12 protein-coding genes are annotated in these 17,807 nt (G+C 38.9%); 11 read left to right on the forward strand and 1 reads right to left on the reverse strand.

The features are described from left to right. The first annotated feature begins 343 nt into the window (after positions 1-343). From AY601_RS22285 to AY601_RS22325, 9 genes are all read left to right on the forward strand, one after another. On the forward strand, positions 344-3,553 hold the full coding sequence (locus AY601_RS22285; protein ID WP_068405317.1) for a SusC/RagA family TonB-linked outer membrane protein: 3,210 nt from the start codon (positions 344-346) through the stop codon (positions 3,551-3,553). A gap of 17 nt (positions 3,554-3,570) precedes the next feature. Further along, complete coding sequence (locus AY601_RS22290) at positions 3,571-4,998, forward strand: SusD/RagB family nutrient-binding outer membrane lipoprotein (RefSeq protein ID WP_068405320.1); 1,428 nt, start codon at positions 3,571-3,573, stop codon at positions 4,996-4,998. Positions 4,999-5,252: 254 nt separating this feature from the next. Then, positions 5,253-8,021 carry a TonB-dependent receptor gene (locus AY601_RS22295; RefSeq protein WP_084359393.1) on the forward strand — a complete coding sequence of 923 codons (2,769 nt, stop codon included), beginning with the start codon at positions 5,253-5,255 and terminating at the stop codon, positions 8,019-8,021. Between the two features lie 203 nt (positions 8,022-8,224). After that, positions 8,225-10,312, forward strand: coding sequence for a peptidylprolyl isomerase (locus tag AY601_RS22300; RefSeq protein WP_335340595.1), 2,088 nt, complete (start codon positions 8,225-8,227; stop codon positions 10,310-10,312). Positions 10,313-10,376: 64 nt separating this feature from the next. Then, on the forward strand, positions 10,377-10,892 hold the full coding sequence (locus tag AY601_RS22305) for a DUF2480 family protein (protein ID WP_068405330.1): 516 nt from the start codon (positions 10,377-10,379) through the stop codon (positions 10,890-10,892). A gap of 32 nt (positions 10,893-10,924) precedes the next feature. Continuing rightward, the gene (locus AY601_RS22310; RefSeq protein WP_068405334.1) at positions 10,925-11,701 is read left to right on the forward strand and encodes a DUF3108 domain-containing protein; all 777 of its coding nucleotides are present in this window, start codon (positions 10,925-10,927) and stop codon (positions 11,699-11,701) included. 5 nt (positions 11,702-11,706) lie between these two features. Beyond that, entirely contained in the window at positions 11,707-12,273 is a 567-nt protein-coding gene (locus AY601_RS22315) for a DUF3109 family protein (protein WP_068405337.1), read from the forward strand. An 18-nt stretch (positions 12,274-12,291) separates the two neighbouring features. Next, positions 12,292-13,152 carry a glucose-1-phosphate thymidylyltransferase RfbA gene (gene rfbA, locus AY601_RS22320; protein ID WP_068405340.1) on the forward strand — a complete coding sequence of 287 codons (861 nt, stop codon included), beginning with the start codon at positions 12,292-12,294 and terminating at the stop codon, positions 13,150-13,152. 24 nt (positions 13,153-13,176) lie between these two features. Further along, positions 13,177-14,049 carry an ROK family protein gene (locus AY601_RS22325; protein ID WP_068405343.1) on the forward strand — a complete coding sequence of 291 codons (873 nt, stop codon included), beginning with the start codon at positions 13,177-13,179 and terminating at the stop codon, positions 14,047-14,049. A gap of 61 nt (positions 14,050-14,110) precedes the next feature. Here the strand turns inward: AY601_RS22325 and AY601_RS22330 are convergent, their stop codons facing one another. Further along, entirely contained in the window at positions 14,111-15,886 is a 1,776-nt protein-coding gene (locus AY601_RS22330; protein ID WP_068405346.1) for an aminopeptidase P family protein, read from the reverse strand. A 233-nt stretch (positions 15,887-16,119) separates the two neighbouring features. Here AY601_RS22330 and AY601_RS22335 point away from each other — a divergent pair, with 233 nt between their 5' ends. Both AY601_RS22335 and AY601_RS22340 read left to right on the forward strand, forming a co-directional pair. After that, complete coding sequence (locus AY601_RS22335) at positions 16,120-16,341, forward strand: hypothetical protein (protein ID WP_232324650.1); 222 nt, start codon at positions 16,120-16,122, stop codon at positions 16,339-16,341. 126 nt (positions 16,342-16,467) lie between these two features. Then, positions 16,468-17,577, forward strand: coding sequence for a HesA/MoeB/ThiF family protein (locus AY601_RS22340; protein WP_068405353.1), 1,110 nt, complete (start codon positions 16,468-16,470; stop codon positions 17,575-17,577). Positions 17,578-17,807: the final 230 nt, after the last annotated feature.

Consider the following 17,807-nt stretch of genomic DNA (forward strand, 5'->3'; position numbering starts at 1 on the left):
AAGCTTAGTCTGTAACTCAATTGTTATGAATTCCTGCGACAAAAAAACGGCTGATTAAATTCTTCAGATTTTGGAAAAAGTGCCGGTTTTAATATCGTTTTAGCACTTTTTAGGATAAAAACCGTATACGGTAATATTAATCGGTAGTTAATTATCGAAAGGGTAATTTGCTCCTGCTTTTGGGTGTGCGTTTTTTTGCATAAACGATTTAAATTGTCAAAAAATGTAAAAAAAAGTTTTTTACATCATTTTCAAACCCTATATTAGGTGATTATCAACCAATATGAGTATCAACCACTCATTAACCATTATTAACAATAACTAACTAAATTATTTAGAAATTATGAAAAAACTTCTACAAAGTTTGTTCGTGCTTTTGTTTGTTGCAGTATCTGCAATGGCTCAGGAACGGACAATCAGTGGTACAGTTACAGCTCAGGAAGATGGCCTTCCCCTTCCGGGCGTAAGTGTAAAAATCAAAGGATCACAAATCGCGACAAGTACAGCAGGAAATGGAAAGTTTACGATTCGTGCAGGCAGCAATGCAGTATTAGTCTTCTCTTTTATCGGTTATTTACCTAAAGAGGTTACTGCAGGCGCAAATGCAATCAATGTGTCTTTAGTAGCAGACAATCAGCAACTGAATGAAGTTGTGGTTACAGCTATGGGACAGTTAAGAACTAAAAACTCTTTGCCTTATTCAGCACAACAAGTTAAAGGTGATGAACTAACTCAAACCAGAACAGCGAATGCAGCCTCAGCATTATCAGGAAAAGTTTCTGGTCTTCAGATTATTCAGGGTAACGCTATTGGTGGATCTACGAATGTCGTGATCAGGGGTAACAAATCATTATTAGGTAACAACCAGGCTTTATTTGTAGTGGACGGTGTTCCTGTGGATAACTCTACCAACAACTCGACCGATCAGAAAACAGGTAGAGGTGGATATGATTATGGTAACGCTGCGGCGGATATCAATCCTGATGACATCGAATCTGTCAACGTACTTAAAGGAGCTGCTGCAAGTGCATTGTACGGTTCAAGAGGTGCAAATGGTGTAGTAATGATTACAACCAAAAGCAGAAAACAAGGTGGTATGGGCATCACGGTTAACACTGGTTTGTCTATCGGATCAATTGATAAAAAAACTTTCCCTAAATATCAAACGGAATATGGTGCTGGTTATTCAAAACCTTATGAAAGCGGAGATGGTTTCCTGCTGATCGATGTATTAGGAAATGGTGTTAAAGAAAAAGTTGCGCCAACTGGTGAGGATGCTTCTTTTGGAGCAAAATTCGATCCTAATTTATTAGTTTATCAATGGGATGCATTCGATCCTGCTTCTCCGAACTATCACAAAAAAACTCCATGGGTTGCTGCGGCTAATGGACCGGCTTCATTTTACGAGACAGCGATTTCTAACAGTAACAGTATTATGTTAGATGGTGCAACTGATAAAGGTACTATCAAAATTGGTTATAGCAGAAATGATGAAAGAGGTACGTTGCCTAATAGCAGGGTGCTGAAAAACATTGTGAATTTTGGTGGTTCTTATAAAATCACTGACCGTATAACGGCTTCAGCAAGTGCAAACTTTTCAAAAATTGATGGTAAAGGCAGATATGGTTCTGGGTATAGCGGATTAAACGTGAATCAGAATTTCAGACAGTGGTATCAGACTAACGTAGATATCAAGGATCAGAAAGCAGCTTATTTCAGAGGAAATAAAAATGTAACCTGGAACTGGGCAGATCCTTCTAAGCCTGAAGGTTTAGTGGCAAGATATACTGACAACTATTACTGGACAAGATACCAGAATTTTGAAAATGATACAAGAACCAGGATTTTTGGAAATGCTGCCTTGAATTATAAAGTTACAGATTGGTTGAACATTTTAGGAAGAGTAACTTTAGATACTTACAGTGAGCATCAGGAAGAGCGTGTTGCGGTTACTAGCAACGGTGCTGCTTCGTACTCACGTCAGGACAGGACTTTCAATGAAACCAATTATGATTTAATCGCAAACTTTGATAAAAATCTTACTAAAGATTTAAACCTTAAGGCACTCTTAGGTACAAACATCAGAAAAAGTGAATTAAATGGTATTTTTAATACAACCAATGGTGGTTTAATTGTACCGGGTTTATACAGTATATCTAACTCTGTTGGTGCATTAGCTGCTCCAATTGAAAATTTTGAGCCAAAAGAGGTTGATGGTTATTTTGGAGGGGTAACACTTGGTTACAAAGAATTCTTAACTTTTGATGGTACATTCAGAAGAGACAGATCTTCAACTTTGCCTTTACAGAATAATACTTATAACTATTACTCTTTAGCGGGTAGCTGGTTATTCTCAAAACATATCAATGCAGATTGGTTGTCTTCTGGTAAACTTCGTGTCAACCACGCTACTGTTGGTAATGATGCACCTTGGGGGAAAACTTCAAATGTTTATAAAGTAGAAAATCAATTTGGTAGTACGCCAGTGGTTTCATATCCAACAATATTGGGAAATCCTGTTCTGAAACCAGAAGAAACAATCAGTACAGAATATGGTCTTGAAATGTCGTTCTTTAAAAGCCGTCTTGGTTTTGATGCAACGTATTACACGACTAAAACTAAAAATCAAATTGTTCCTGTTGCGGTTTCTCCAGCAACTGGATTTAGCAGTGCTTATTTAAATGCAGGAACTATCCAGAATAAAGGGATTGAGGTTTCTCTTTATGGTACGCCGATTAAAACCAATGATTTTAACTGGACAATTAACGTAAACTGGACTAAAAACAGAAGTAAAGTACTGGAATTATTCAATGACAGTAAAAACTTGCAAATCGCATCATTTAACTCTGGTGTAAGTTTAAATGCAACTTTAGGCCAGCCTTACGGTACTATTCAGGGTAAAACCTATTTGTTCAATGCGAATGGTGAGAAGATCGTAAATGAAGATGGTTACTATGACCAGACAAGTTCAACAAGTAATGTAATTGGAAATATTAATCCGGATTGGATTGGTGGTATCTACAATAAATTCAGATACAAGAGCCTTACTTTCGGTTTCCTGATTGACATCCGTAAAGGTGGAGATGTATGGTCATTAGATCAATTTTACGCAACATATACTGGTATTTCACCAACTACTGTCGGACTTAATGATTTAGGTAACCCGGTTAGAAATCCAGTTACTAATGATAGCAAAAGTGGAGGTCTTATTTATCCTGGTGTAACTGCTGATGGTAAGCCAAATACAAAACGTGTAGCTTACAATGCAGATTCACCAAGATTACCAGTGTCTGATTATTCTTATGATGCAGGTTATATCAAATTACGTGAGGCTAGTTTAGGCTATTCTTTACCGAAATCAATGATTAAAAACTGGGGACCTGTAAAAGGTGTTGATCTTTCTGTTTATGGAAGAAACTTATGGATTATCCATAAAAACCTTCCAGATGCAGATCCTGAAGAGAATTTATCTTCTGGTAATGTTCAGGGCTTCCAGAGTGGTGCGTATCCTACCACTAGAATCATAGGATTTAATGCCAAATTATCATTCTAAACTCAAATTCAATTAAGATGAAAAAAGTAATAATATTTTTTATTGGCATGCTATCATTAGCTGCGTGTAAAAAAGATATTTCTTCGTTAAATACGGACACGAAGAAACCCACTGTTGTGCCTGCCGGACCTTTATTTGCATTTGCATCAAAAGCATATGTTGATGCAATGACAAGCGCAAGTGTAAATGTTAACGTATTCAGATTCACGGTAAGTCATTGGGCTATGACCACTTACCAGGATGAGGCCAGATATGATTTTACAACCAGAACTATTCCTCAGATCTGGTACAGGACTATGGCCAGAGATGTACTTAAAAACCTGACTAATTCTGCTGAAATAGTTACTGCTGATCCTCTGTTGTCAGCAGGAGTGAAGGCAAATCAATTGGCCATATTGGATATCATGAAGGTTGCTGCTTTCAGTACATTGGTGAATACCTTTGGAAACGTACCTTATACTGAAGCTTTAGATGCGAATAATTTGTTCCCTAAATATGATGATGCTAAAACAATTTCATTAGACCTGATTAAACGCCTGAATGATGATATCACTAAGTTGAATGTAGCAAGTGCTGGTTTTTCAGCAAATGAAGACATTATTAATAAAGGTTCAGTTGCTAAATGGATTGCATTTGCAAACACCTTGCGTATGCAACAAGGATTAATCCTTGCCGATGTGGATGTTGCTACAGCTAAAGCTGCAGTAGAAGCTTCGGACGCTGGTGCAATTTCATCTGCTGCTAACAATAGTATACTTAATTATCTGCCTGGTGCACCTAGTCAAAACCCATTATTCGTTGATATTGTAACTGGTGGTCGTGGAGATTATGTAATTGCTGAAGATTTAATGAAGAAACTATTGGCACTATCTGATCCACGTTTACCTCAGTTTGCTGCAAAGAATGCTGTTGGTGTTTATGTAGGTGGTGTAGTTGGAGGTGGTAATACCTTAACTACAGTTTCAGAACCGGCTCCTAAAGTTTATGCGGCAGATGCTCCAAGTGTAGTCATGGATTATGTAGAGACTGAATTCTACAGAGCTGAAGCTGTTGAAAGAGGCTTTGCAGTTGCAGGTAGTGCTGAAACTCACTATAACAATGCAATCACTGCATCTATTTTATTCTGGGGAGGAACTGCTGAAGAAGCTGCTGCTTACCTGGCTCAACCAGCTGTAGCTTATGCAACAGCAACAGGTACCTGGAAAGAAAAAATCGGAACTCAAAAATGGATTGCTTTATACAGCCGTCCGTTTAATGGCTGGACTGAAATGAGAAGACTTGATTTTCCTAAAATTACGGCTCCTGTGAGTGCTATATCTGCTTTCCCAACCAGATTTACTTATCCAAGTGATGAGCAACAGTATAACGGTACGAATTATTCTGCTGCAGCTGCTGCAATTGGTGGTGATAAATCAACAACTAAGCTATTCTGGGATAAATTTTAAATCTCAAGTGCCCTTATTTGTAGATTAAGCTTATTTTAATAATTTTAATTGAATACCCTCAGGAATTTCCTGAGGGTATTCGTTTTTAAGGCTAAAATATTTGTGTTTTGCTGTTTAAAATTGATAAATGGAATTCTTTAGAGGAATTCCTTTTTTTTAGGTTAAAATATTGGTTTTTAATGTTGTAGATGAAAAATAGTGTATATTAATGTAATAAAAATAATACCTCAATCAAAACCTATCAACCAAGACCTATGAAAAAACAGTTATTAATTGTTGTCGCATTGCTATTCCTATGTACAGGAATGGTAATGGCGCAAAAAAAAGCCATCACCGGGACCGTTATTGACGGAGCCAATAAAGAGATTATCCCTGGTGTATCTATCCGTGTAAAAGGGAGTACGCTAAGCACAAGCACTAACCAAAATGGACAATTTTCTATTCTTGCAGGACCAGCAGATCAATTGATTTTCAGCTATACTGGTTATACAGCGGTAACAGCAACTGTAGGTACCAATACAAAAATTGATATAACTTTAGAAAGTAATACAGCCCAGTTAAATGAGGTCGTATTGATCGGTACGCGCTCTGCGGGCCGGGTAAAGCTAGAAACAGCGGTCCCTGTTGATATTGTCAATGTCAGCAAATCTGCGGCTACAACAGGCCGTATGGAGCTTACAGACATCTTAAACTATGCAGCACCTTCATTTAACTATAACAAACAGTCCGGTTCTGATGGAGCTGATCATGTAGAATTAGGTACTTTAAGAGGATTAGGGCCCGATCAGACTTTAGTCCTGATTAACGGTAAACGCCGCCACTCTACTGCTTTTGTTTCGGTATTCGGGACACGTGGAAGAGGTAACTCTGGTGTAGATTTGAGTACAATACCCACAGCTTCGATTGACCGGGTAGAGATTTTAAGAGATGGTGCGTCTGCACAATACGGCTCTGATGCGATAGCAGGGGTAATCAATATTGTTTTAAAGAAAACTGTGAACCAGTTTAATATCAATGCGGGTTATTCCGGATACTATGATCCTGCGTTTAACAGTAAAAAAAGTGTAGTGGCCAACCAATATCCGCATGGCGGGTCAATTGATGGAAATGCTGTCAATGTAGATGCAAATTATGGCTTTAAAATAGGAAAAGAGGGTTTCCTGAACATTACTGCAGATTATTCGAAAAGTGGAAAAACATACAGACAAGTGCACGACACTACCGCATCAGATCCAAAAGCGTTGCCCATAAATACGGCAAGACGTGCTAATGGAGATGGTTCGTCTGAAAACGGAACTATCTTCTTTAACAATGAAATCCCATTGAGTGCCAAAACTACCTTTTACAGTTTTGGTGGATATAGTTATAAAGGATCTGATGCTTATGCGTTTTCAAGGAACTTCCTGGCCAGACCAGATCGTTTTCCAACAACCGGCAGTGGTACCTTGATTCCGGTAGAAGGGATCATCTTTAATACACCTAACGGGGATTCTTATTATAATCCGCTGATTGAAACACACAATACGGATATTTCCTTTGCCGGTGGCCTGAAAGGGAGTTTTGGAGATGCCTGGGACTGGGACCTGAGTAACAATACAGGGAGTAATAATTTTCATTTTTATGGTGAAAAAACGTTTAATGCGTCATTGGGAGCTGATAAGACACATTTTGATGACGGTGGATCGGCCTTCTTACAAAATACAACCAATCTGAATTTTAGTAAACATTTTGATAAAGTACTTTCCGGGTTTAACCTGGGCTTTGGTGCAGAATACCGTTATGAATGCTATAAAATCTTTTCGGGAGAGGAAGCATCTTATAAAAATTATGATCCAAATGGGGTAAAAGCAGCTGGTTCGCAAGGTTTTCCGGGTTTTCAGCCTGGTGACGCTGTGAATGCGAACCGTAAAGTATTTGGCGGATTTGTAGATTTTGAGGTTGATCTTACTAAAAAATGGCTGATTGATTTTGCTAACAGGTTAGAGCACTACAATGACTTTGGTTATAATTTCAGTACTAAGTTTGCTACCCGTTACAAGGTGACTGACAATTTCAATATCCGCGGTTCTGTAGGTACGGGCTTCCGTGCGCCATCTTTACAACAGATTAACTATAGCTCTACCTTTACGAATGTTCAGGGCGCTATAATTTCTGAAGTTAAGATTGCACCTAATTATAGTCCGATCACACAGGCAGCGGGTATTCCTAACCTGAAACAGGAAAAATCTAAGAATGCAGGAATTGGATTTACATTCAAGCCGGTTCCTGAATTCAGTGTCACTGTAGATGGGTATATCATTAAAGTGACTGACCGCGTTGTATTATCGGGGCAGTTTAGTGCGGATGATACTTCACTGGACCCCTCATTTACCAACGCGCTGAAAGAATTGCGTGTCGGCTCTGCACAATTCTTCGCCAATGCGGTGAACACTACTAACCGTGGTTTAGATGTAGTGCTGGATTACAATAAAACTATCGGAGATAACCGTTACCGGATTTTGTTTACCGGGAACTTTCAGCATATGACCATTGATAAGGTCAATTATCCGCCTATTCTGGGGAAAACTGAGACTTTACAGGAAACTTTCCTGAGCTCAAGGGAGAAGAAATTTATTCTGGCTTCAGCCCCGGCAGCTAAGTTCTCTTTAAACCCGGAATTTGGGCATAAGGATTTCACTGCTGGTTTACGTTTTACTTATTTCGGAAAAGTTGATATCTATGGTTATGGCGATGGATCAACTATCAACCCTACGGTACCTGCTGATAATGGGTCAGGTCAGTTGCCAGACCTGTACAATTATAGCGGAAAAGTTGTGAGTGATCTTTATTTCTCTTGTAAATTGAATAAGATTGCCCGTATTACACTGGGTTCTGATAATATATTTAATGTACATCCTGATCTGGGTTATATTAAAGGAGCAAAAGGATATGCTTATAACAATGAACCTGCAGGGCCTTTCGATGCGGTACAAATGGGCGGGAATGGAAGGCGTTTCTTTGTTCGTGTGGGTTTAACGCTATAGTATTTCAGTTAAAAGGATAAAAAACCGCAGCAGTCAGCATAGCTTGCCACTGCGGTTTTTGCATGTTTTCTCTGCTGTAAAAACTTTATTGAATCAAATTTAAATTTGCTCATATTCAAAAACATTAAATTGTTTTCTTTTTTTAGCAAAAGTTGTATCTTGCGCCCTCTTTAGAAATATAAATAATAGATATTATGGGTTTTATGACATTTTTGCGGAATCGCATGGGCATTATCTTAGTGGGCGCCATCGGTTTTGCAATTGTTGCATTTTTAGTCGGTGATGCAATTAACGTAGGAAAGCCTTTCTGGGCAGCATCTCAAAAAGTTGTTGGATCAGTAGATGGTGAGGAAATCAACATCGATGAATTCGGTCCTAAAGTAGATCAGAATTTACAACAGTTCAAACAGCAGTACGGTGGTAGTGCTAATCCTCAAATGACAGCTATGGCTGTTGACAATGCATGGAATGGTGAATTAGCTACTTTATTGCTGGCTAAAGAATATCACCGTTTAGGTTTAGGTATCTCCAGCGAAGAATTGTTCGATTTATACCAGGGTAAAAATCCCAGCCCGCTGATCGTTCAATATTTTGGTAATCCTCAAACTGGTCAGGTTGACCGTGCTGCGGTAATCAATTCATTGAAACAACAAGCGACTAATCCTCAGTTGAAACAACAATGGGACTTATTGGAAGCTGAAGTTGAAAAACAAGCTTTACAGCAGAAATATGCGAACTTAATTAAAAACTCTGTTTACGTAACTTCTATTGAAGCTAACGATGAATATCAGAACAGAAATAAACTGGCTAACTTCAACTATGTAAGCCTGGACTACGCAAGTATTCCTGATGCCTCAGTTAAGCCTTCAGAAGCTGATTACTCAGATTACTACAATAACAATAAAAAGAGATTTGATAACCCAACTGAGACCCGTTCATTTGAATATGTTTCTTTCAGTGTTAATCCAACTAAAGAAGACTCTGCTGCTGTTAAAGGCCAGATAGAAAAATTAGCAGCGGATTTCAAAGCTTCTAAAAGTGATTCTTTATTTGCAGCAGTTAATTCTGATGTAAAAGTTCCATATGCTTATATTAACAAAGGTAAATTAGATCCTAAAATTGATTCAGCAGTATTTGCTTTGCCGGCAGGAAGTTTCTACGGACCAGTGTTCAGTGGAAATTCTTACAAACTGGTTAAAGTTATCGATACCCGTCTTTCTCCGGATTCAGTTAAAGCAAGTCATATTCTTTTAGACGCAACCAAATTAGGTGGTGTGGATAAAGCAGAGAAAATGGCTGACTCATTAAAAAACCTGATTCAAAAAGGAGCTAGTTTCGCTGAATTGGCTAAAACTTACAGTGTAGACGGATCGAAAGATAAAGGTGGTGAACTGGGTACTTTCTCCAGAGGTCAAATGGTCCCTGAATTTGAAAATGCAGCATTTAATGGTCAGGTAGGTGAGCTTAAGGTAGTACGTTCACAATTCGGTGTACACTTAATTAAAATTGAAAAACAGATTGGTTCTTCTAAAGTAGCTAAACTGGCTTATATTGAGAAAAACCTTACACCAAGCAGCAAAACTAAGGATCAGGCTTATAAAAAAGCATCTAATTTCCTGAATGTTGCTAAAGGTGATAACTTTAGTGCTGAAGCTAAGAAATTGGGTTATACAGTAGCAGTTGCAGACAGAATTACAGGAAGTCAGGGTTATGCGCCAGGATTAGACAATCCACGTCAGTTGATCCGTGATGGTTTTGCAGCTAAAAAAGGCGATGTATTAGCAGAAGTTTATCAAATGGATAATGCTTTTGTTGTCGCACACGTTACAGACATTAAAGCAAAAGGTATTCTTCCTCTTGAAGCCGTTAAAAAGGATATTGAGCCAATGGTGATCAATGCGGTTAAAGCAAAGATGCTAACAGAAAAATTAAACAATGCAGCTAAAGGTGCTGGAAGTCTGGCTCAGGTAGCTCAGAAAGTTGGTAAAACAGTTACCCCTGTTTCCAACATTGTTTTCTCTAACCCTATTGTACCGGGTGCAGCACAGGAAAATAAGCTGATTGGTAGTGTATTTGGTTCAGCACCAGGTAAAATATCTAAGCCAATTGATGGTGAGCACGGTGTATATGTATTTACAGTAAACGGATTTACTAATCCTGCACCAATCGGAAATACTTACAAACAAAAAGAAACTATGCGTCAGGTTATTGCTCAGAAGTCATTAGGAGCAGCATTCCAGGCATTGCAAGATAAAAGTGACATAAAAGACAATAGAGTGAAATTCTATTAATCTTATTTTGCGTAATTTTGAAACCGGAAGTACATCACTTCCGGTTTTTTTATTTTAAGCGCAAATGGATATTCAGGAAAATATAGTCAATAAGGTTGCTGCCAGTGGTTTAGTTACATTTAACCTGGAGCTTTACTATGATCAGGGAGAAAGGATAGTCTATGATATTAAAGACAATCTGTTTCATGGTCTGATGCTTAGAGAAAAGGATTTCAGAGAATTTATTAAAACCCATGACTGGGCATCTTATACAGGAAAAAATGTAGCAGTGATCTGCAGTGCAGATGCTATTGTGCCAACCTGGGCATATATGTTATTGGCAAATAAGTTAAAGCCCTTTGCAAATGAAGTTGTTTTTGGTGGTTTAGATACACTGGAGGCTGTTTTATTCAGTAAGGCCTTAGCCAAAGTTGACCTTTCTGTATACCAGGATGCCAGAGTTGTTGTGAAAGGATGTGCGGATATTGATGTTCCGGTATCTGCTTATGTAGAGATCACTTCTTTGTTAACTCCTGTGGTAAAAAGTATCATGTATGGTGAACCTTGTTCTACAGTGCCTATCTTTAAACGAAAGGATTAGTTTTTTTGGAGGAGTTTTTGTTTAGATCAGGTATGAGAAAATTGTTTTTGCTGTTTGTATTTTTGATTACCATCGCCGATGCTGAAGCGCAGGAGTTGCCTTTAAAGAAGGAACCGGTCTTTCAGGCAGGGGAAGTTTTATCTTATAAATTGAAATATGGCTTTATCACAGCTGCTGAGGCAACGATTAAAGTCATGAATTCAGACCTTAAATTTGATGACAATGAAACCTATAAACTGGTAGTAGATGCGAAAACTTCGGGTACCTTTGATATCTTTTATAAAATCAGGGATCATTATGATTCTTATATAGACAAGACGAAACTAACCCCTTATTTTTATCAGGAGGATGTTAAAGAGGCTAGTTATACCAGGAAAGACAAAGCGAGATTTACGCAGGAAACAAAAAAAGTAGTTTCTAATAAAGGTACTTTTACTGCCCCAACAAATCAGACCTTTGATCTGGTCTCTGCCTATTATTTTGCCCGAAGTCTGGATATTTCCAGGCTGAAAATCGGAGAGAAGTTCAAGCTGAATTATTTTCTGGGTGATGGCATTCATCAGCTGGAAATCAAATACGTTGGAAAAGAAGTTGTAAAAAGTAAATTAGGAAATATACGTTGTCTGAAATTCAGCCCGTCTATTGAGCCAGGGAGGATCTTTAGAAAAGATAGCGCTTTGTATCTTTGGATCACTGATGATGGCAACAGAGTGCCTGTAAAAGCTCAGGTAGAGATTATCGTGGGCGCAGTCACTATGGAAATTAAATCGGCTGATGGATTAAAGTATCCGCTGGCTAAAGAAAAATAAAAAAGATGATAGAAGTACAAAATACCCTGATACACGAAGACGTTATACGCGAAAATTTTGTGTGTAACCTCAATAAATGTAAAGGTATCTGTTGTGTGGAGGGAGATGCAGGAGCGCCTTTAGAAGTAGCTGAAACAGCTATCCTTGCGGAGATTTATCCTAAGATAAAACATATGCTTGCTCCAAAAGGGATCGCAGCCATTGAAGCGTATGGTACCTCTGTAGTAGATGCAGATGGTGACCTGACTACGCCCTGTGTGGATGGTAACAAAGAGTGCGCTTATGTTACTTTCGAGAATGGAATTACTAAATGTGCAATTGAGAAAGCACACGAGCAGGGAATCGTGGATTGGCAAAAACCAATCTCCTGCCATTTGTATCCTATCCGGATTACACAATATCCAGAATTTGATGTGCTTAATTATGACAGATGGCATATCTGTTCTGATGCCTGTGCATTCGGAAGGGAACTTAAAGTACCAGTCTATACCTTTTTAAAAGGTCCGCTGATCAGAAAATATGGCGCTGACTGGTATGAGGAATTAGAAAATAGTGTATCTTCAAACCTATAATCATAAAAATATAAAATTTTGAAAGGAATAATTTTAGCAGGGGGGAGCGGCACCAGGTTGCATCCCTTAACTTTGGTCATGAGTAAACAAATGATGCCTGTTTACGATAAACCAATGATTTATTATCCATTGTCAACATTAATGCTGGCTGGAATCAAAGAAATACTGATTATTTCTACCCCTCATGACCTTCCTAATTTTGAAAAGCTTTTAGGAGACGGCAGCAGTTTAGGCTGTAAATTTTCTTACGCTGTTCAGCATGAACCTAATGGTCTTGCCCAGGCTTTTGTAATTGGAGCTGACTTCATTGGAACAGATAAAGTTGCGCTTGTTTTAGGTGATAACATTTTCTATGGTGACGGTATGACCAAGCTATTACAGGCAAGTTCTGATCCTGATGGTGGGGTTGTTTTTGCCTACCGGGTATCAGATCCTGAACGTTATGGCGTAGTGGAATTTGATGATGACAAAAAAGCAATCTCTATTGAAGAGAAACCTGTAGCACCGAAATCTGATTATGCGGTTCCGGGGTTATATTTCTATGATAACAGTGTAGTAGAAATCGCGAAAAATATCAAACCTTCTCCACGTGGGGAATATGAAATTACCGATGTAAATAAAGTGTACCTTGAGCAGGGAAACTTAAAAGTTGGGGTATTGAGCCGTGGAACAGCCTGGTTAGATACAGGGACTTTCGCTTCCTTAATGCAGGCCGGACAGTTTGTACAGGTTATTGAAGAACGTCAGGGTTTAAAAATCGGATGTATTGAAGAAGTAGCTTACAGAATGGGCTTTATTGATGCTGAGCAACTACGCAAAATAGCAACCCCGCTTGTTAAGAGTGGATATGGTGCTTATTTGCTAAAAATGATCAAATAAATTTAAACAATCTTAACCAGAAACATGAATTATAATTTGCCTGAACTACCTTATATAGGGGTAGATATTGGAGGCTCTCATATTACAGCAGCACATGTAGGTGCTGCTGATTTGAAAGTAATAAAGAGTTCTCTGATCAGAGAACGCGTAGCTTCTATGGAAGGTGCTGATGTAATCATTAAGTCTTGGGTTGATGCTTTATTGCCGCTGATTGAAAAGCAGGGTGAAGAAACTACCTATGTTGGTATTGCAATGCCCGGACCCTTCGATTATGAAAAAGGAATCTCCCTGATGAAAGGAACTAAAAAATATGACTCCTTATATGGGTTAAATGTTTTAGAAATATTAGCTGAAAAATTAAATATCCCAACTAGTCATATTCTTTTCAGAAACGATGCTGAATCGTTTTTGCATGGTGAGCTGGCCTCAGGGGCAGTAGCAGGAGAGAAACGTGCATTGGGAATTACACTTGGAACTGGATTAGGTTCTGCAAGTAATTGTCAGGGTAAAACTGTTGACTCGGACCGTGCATTTATTCCATTCAAGGATAGTATTGCTGAAGAGTATATTTCTACAAGATGGTTTTCAAAACGTTATAAGGAGTTAACCGGAAAGGATATTAAAAATGTAGAATCTCTGCTTGAATCTGATGACCAGGGAATCAAGAACCAGATATTTGAAGAGTTTGGCCAGAATCTGGCCAGCTTCCTGAACGATTTCATTGCTGAAGAGAAGCCTGACGTAATTGTGATTGGCGGAAATATAGCCAAGACATGGGATTATTTTATTCCGGAAGTAAAAAAGCATCTTCAAGACCAGCATGTCGCTTTAAAACAAAGTATCATGTGGGAAGATGCCGCTTTAGTTGGCGCCGCCTATAGCTGGCAGCTGGCTTAAAGCACAACCTGCTTAAAAAGGAAAGCGGTACTCTTAGTTTAACAAGAGTACCGCTTTCTGTTTATATAGCTTTAGTCGCTTCTTTCAGCCAATCGATTTCTTCCTGATTTAGTCTTGGACTTAGTTTCTCAAAAACTTCTGCATGATAGCTGTTCAGCCAGTCAATCTGTGATTGATCCAGCAATTCCTTTTTCACAATTGAAGTATTGATCGGCGCAATAGTTAAGGTCTCAAAACCATAAAACTCGTTAAATTCATTCACTTCAATCGCAATCGTCTGTACGAGGTTTTCAATACGGATACCGTGTCTTCCCGGACGGTACACTCCTGGTTCAATAGAGGTGACCATGCCCAGTTCTATGGCCACAGGCGCATTGGTTGGATTGAATACTTGCGGACCCTCATGTACATTCAGAAAATAGCCTACGCCATGACCTGTTCCATGCCCATAATTGATGGCGTAATCCCATAATGGTTTTCTGGTGATTGCATCAATCTGGTATCCGCAGGTCCCTTTAGGGAATTTTGCTTTACAACCATCAATCATACCTTTCAGTACAAGCGTATAATCTGTTTCTTCCTGTTCAGTAGTAATGCCCATTGGGATGGTACGGGTAATATCTGTAGTACCATAAAAATACTGGCCTCCCGAATCTACCAGGAACAAGCTTTCAGGGATTACTTCTGCATCGCTTTCTGCCGAAGCTGAATAATGTGGTAATGCACCGTGTGCTCTGAACGCACTGATCGTCGTAAAACTATCCCCCACAAATCCTTCTTGTGCTGCTCTGTACTGGCGAAGCTGAGCAGCTGCAGAAAGTTCTGTAATCTTGGTTTTTCCAATAGTTTCTTCTACCCATTTTAAGAACCTGGTGATGGCAACACCATCTTTAAGCATGGCTTCACGGGTATTTGTAATTTCCGTTTCGTTCTTAACAGCCTTCAGATTGGTAGAAGGATTAGTTTCCTTAATAATCTTTACCGAGGAAGGTACCAGCTTCGCATAAGCATAGCAGTTACGTTTTGGATCTATAAATATGGAAGTATTTACAGGAAGCTGAGTCAGGGCACGCTCAATTTCTTCGTAAGGAAGAACTTCAACTCCGCTTTTCAGTAAGGTTACTTTTTCTTCTGCTGTTAGTTTATCAGGATTAATGAACAAAGTAGCATGGTCCTGATTAATTAATGCGAAGGCTAACACCACAGGATTAAAGTTTACATCTTTACCTCTGATATTGAATAACCAGGCAATATCATCCAGCGAAGAAACCAGGTGATGGTCTGCCTGATGTTTAAGCAATGCTGCTCTTACTTCAGTTAGCTTGCTGCTTACAGCTTGTCCAATGTGTTCATCCGCAATTAAAAATGCTGGATCAACGGGTAATGCCGGACGGTTTTCCCAGATCGGGCTTAAATAATCTTTGCTGACTAATTGAATATCCCTGGTGGATAGCTGCTGGGTAAGCAAGTCACCCAATAAGACAGAAAGTAACTTTTCATTGGTCGCTACAATAGCACCTTTATCCAATTTTTCATTTAGCCACTGTATGTATTCTGGTGCGTGCTGAACTTTTTGTTTAACGAGTTCAAAACCGCTGCCAGCTAATTGTTCGGCACCTTGTTCGAAATATCTGAAATCAGACCACAGGCCAGCAAAATCATGTGTAATCACTAATGTGCCCGCAGAACCAGTAAATCCTGAAGTAAATGGGATACATTTATAGTGTTTTGGCAGGTATTCGCTGATATGAGGATCAGCAGATGGGATGATATAGGCCTGTACATTATCGGCCTTCATTTGTTTACGTATTTCGCGTAGTTTATCCTGATATGTCATATTGCAAATGTTGTTGTATAGAATTTGATGTCCAAATTTAACGAATTTATTTACACCCTTGAGACAATGGATGTTTTGAAGACGGGGTCAGGAAAAAATAGTTGCCCTAAAAAGTGGCCTGAACAGATTATAAGCTGAATTTTTAATTATTCTTTAGCAATAGCAACAAAAACACGTCGTTATAGGAGTTTTAATTTATCTTTGGAGTCGAGGAGAATAATATGGGATTGAAAATGCGTATAACGTATAGAGACACAGATTATGTGTACGAAATTGTAAATGGTGCGTCAATAAATAAAGAAACTACCGAATTGAAAATAATTTTAAACGGGCAGCCGGTGACTTTATTGAAAAATATCAATCAGGTCTGGATGCAACAGGAGGGTGAATTTACTATTGAACCTGATCTTGCTCAGGCATTAGGCAGATCCGTATCTTTGCGCTACCGTATGTAATCACAACCCAATATTCCTCAGAAAAGCTTCATAGGGCGCCGGTTTTAATCGTGCCGGGTTACCTGTTTTTTCGAAAGTTCTTTCAATCCGCTATCTTTATATCCAGATCATTTTCCGGAGTTTATAATGAATATAAAAGGCGAAGCACGCTATCAGCGGCAAATATTACTTAAAGATTTTGGGTCGGGTGGGCAGCAGAAACTCTTTGAAGCAAAAGTACTGGTCATTGGTGCAGGTGGATTGGGTTGTCCCGTTCTACAATATCTTGCTGCGGCTGGTATCGGCACTTTAGGGATTGTAGATCATGATGTAGTCGAGCTGAGTAACCTGCACAGGCAAATTTTATACACTGTTGCAGATGTGGGGCTTTCAAAGGCATCCTGCGCAGCAGAAAGGTTAGGGAAATTCAATCCTGATATTACAATTATTCCTTATCAATTACAATTAACGAATCAAAATGCGGTATCAATTTTAAATGAATTTGATATCGTGATTGATGGATCAGATAACTTTCCGACAAGGTATATGATCAACGATGCCTGTGTATTATTGAACAAACCTTTAATCTATGGCGCATTGTCCGAATCCGAAGGACAGATTGCCGTCTTTAATGTGGCAGGTGCTGATGGTGTTAAAGTAAATTACAGAGATGTTTTTCCCAGTGCTCCACAGCCAGGTGAAGTTTTAAATTGTTCGGAAGCAGGAGTCCTTGGTGTTTTACCAGGTATTATTGGAATGATGCAAGCCAGTGAGGCAATCAAACTGATTTCAGGAGTTGGAATGCCACTGATCAATAAAATGATCATCTATAACCTGTATTCGGGCGAAACGTATAAGCTTAAGCTATCACCTGCTGATTCAGCAGAAACCACATTACCTGTTAGTCTGGAAGCTTTCGCTCAAATGGACTATCAATGGTTTTGCGGCATTAAACAACAGACCGGAGAAGTTAAAGAAATGAGTCCGGCAGAATTTAACAAAGTGAAACAAGCAGAGGATTTTACGATTATTGATGTGCGGGAACCAGGTGAACTTCCTGCAGCATCCGGATTTGACTATATCAGTTTACCATTATCCGGGCTAAAAAAGCAAATCCCACCCATTAAAGGAAAGAAAGTAATTTTGTTCTGCCACTCTGGAATCAGAAGTGTCATTGCAGGAGAGTTATTGCTGGAAGCCTATCCGGATAAAGAATTTTACAACCTTAAAGGTGGCGTCTTACGTTTAAACTTTTAATATTCCTTCTTTGATCACCATTTTCTGATGTCCAGGTATTCCGGACTAACTCCTTGTATAGTCGTTGGCCAGCTGCTGAATATATACGATACCTTCTTGATCAACCAGAATACTTAGTTAAATATGAACTTGAAAATCTGGTTTAACAGCGCTGATTAACGTGAATTAACGAGGCGAATAAGCATAATCGACTGTTGGTTAAAATATACCGACAAAGAACGAAAAGTGGA

It is taken from the genome of Pedobacter cryoconitis (assembly GCF_001590605.1).
Taxonomy (GTDB): domain Bacteria; phylum Bacteroidota; class Bacteroidia; order Sphingobacteriales; family Sphingobacteriaceae; genus Pedobacter; species Pedobacter cryoconitis_A.

Coding starts and splice junctions, on each gene's coding strand:
- AY601_RS22285 (WP_068405317.1), top strand. CDS start 344: ATGAAAAAACTTCTACAAAGTTTGTTCGTGCTTTTGTTTGTTGCAGTA.
- AY601_RS22290 (WP_068405320.1), top strand. CDS start 3,571: ATGAAAAAAGTAATAATATTTTTTATTGGCATGCTATCATTAGCTGCG.
- AY601_RS22295 (WP_084359393.1), top strand. CDS start 5,253: ATGAAAAAACAGTTATTAATTGTTGTCGCATTGCTATTCCTATGTACA.
- AY601_RS22300 (WP_335340595.1), top strand. CDS start 8,225: ATGACATTTTTGCGGAATCGCATGGGCATTATCTTAGTGGGCGCCATC.
- AY601_RS22305 (WP_068405330.1), top strand. CDS start 10,377: ATGGATATTCAGGAAAATATAGTCAATAAGGTTGCTGCCAGTGGTTTA.
- AY601_RS22310 (WP_068405334.1), top strand. CDS start 10,925: ATGAGAAAATTGTTTTTGCTGTTTGTATTTTTGATTACCATCGCCGAT.
- AY601_RS22315 (WP_068405337.1), top strand. CDS start 11,707: ATGATAGAAGTACAAAATACCCTGATACACGAAGACGTTATACGCGAA.
- AY601_RS22325 (WP_068405343.1), top strand. CDS start 13,177: ATGAATTATAATTTGCCTGAACTACCTTATATAGGGGTAGATATTGGA.
- AY601_RS22330 (WP_068405346.1), bottom strand. CDS start 15,886: ATGACATATCAGGATAAACTACGCGAAATACGTAAACAAATGAAGGCC.
- AY601_RS22335 (WP_232324650.1), top strand. CDS start 16,120: ATGCGTATAACGTATAGAGACACAGATTATGTGTACGAAATTGTAAAT.
- AY601_RS22340 (WP_068405353.1), top strand. CDS start 16,468: ATGAATATAAAAGGCGAAGCACGCTATCAGCGGCAAATATTACTTAAA.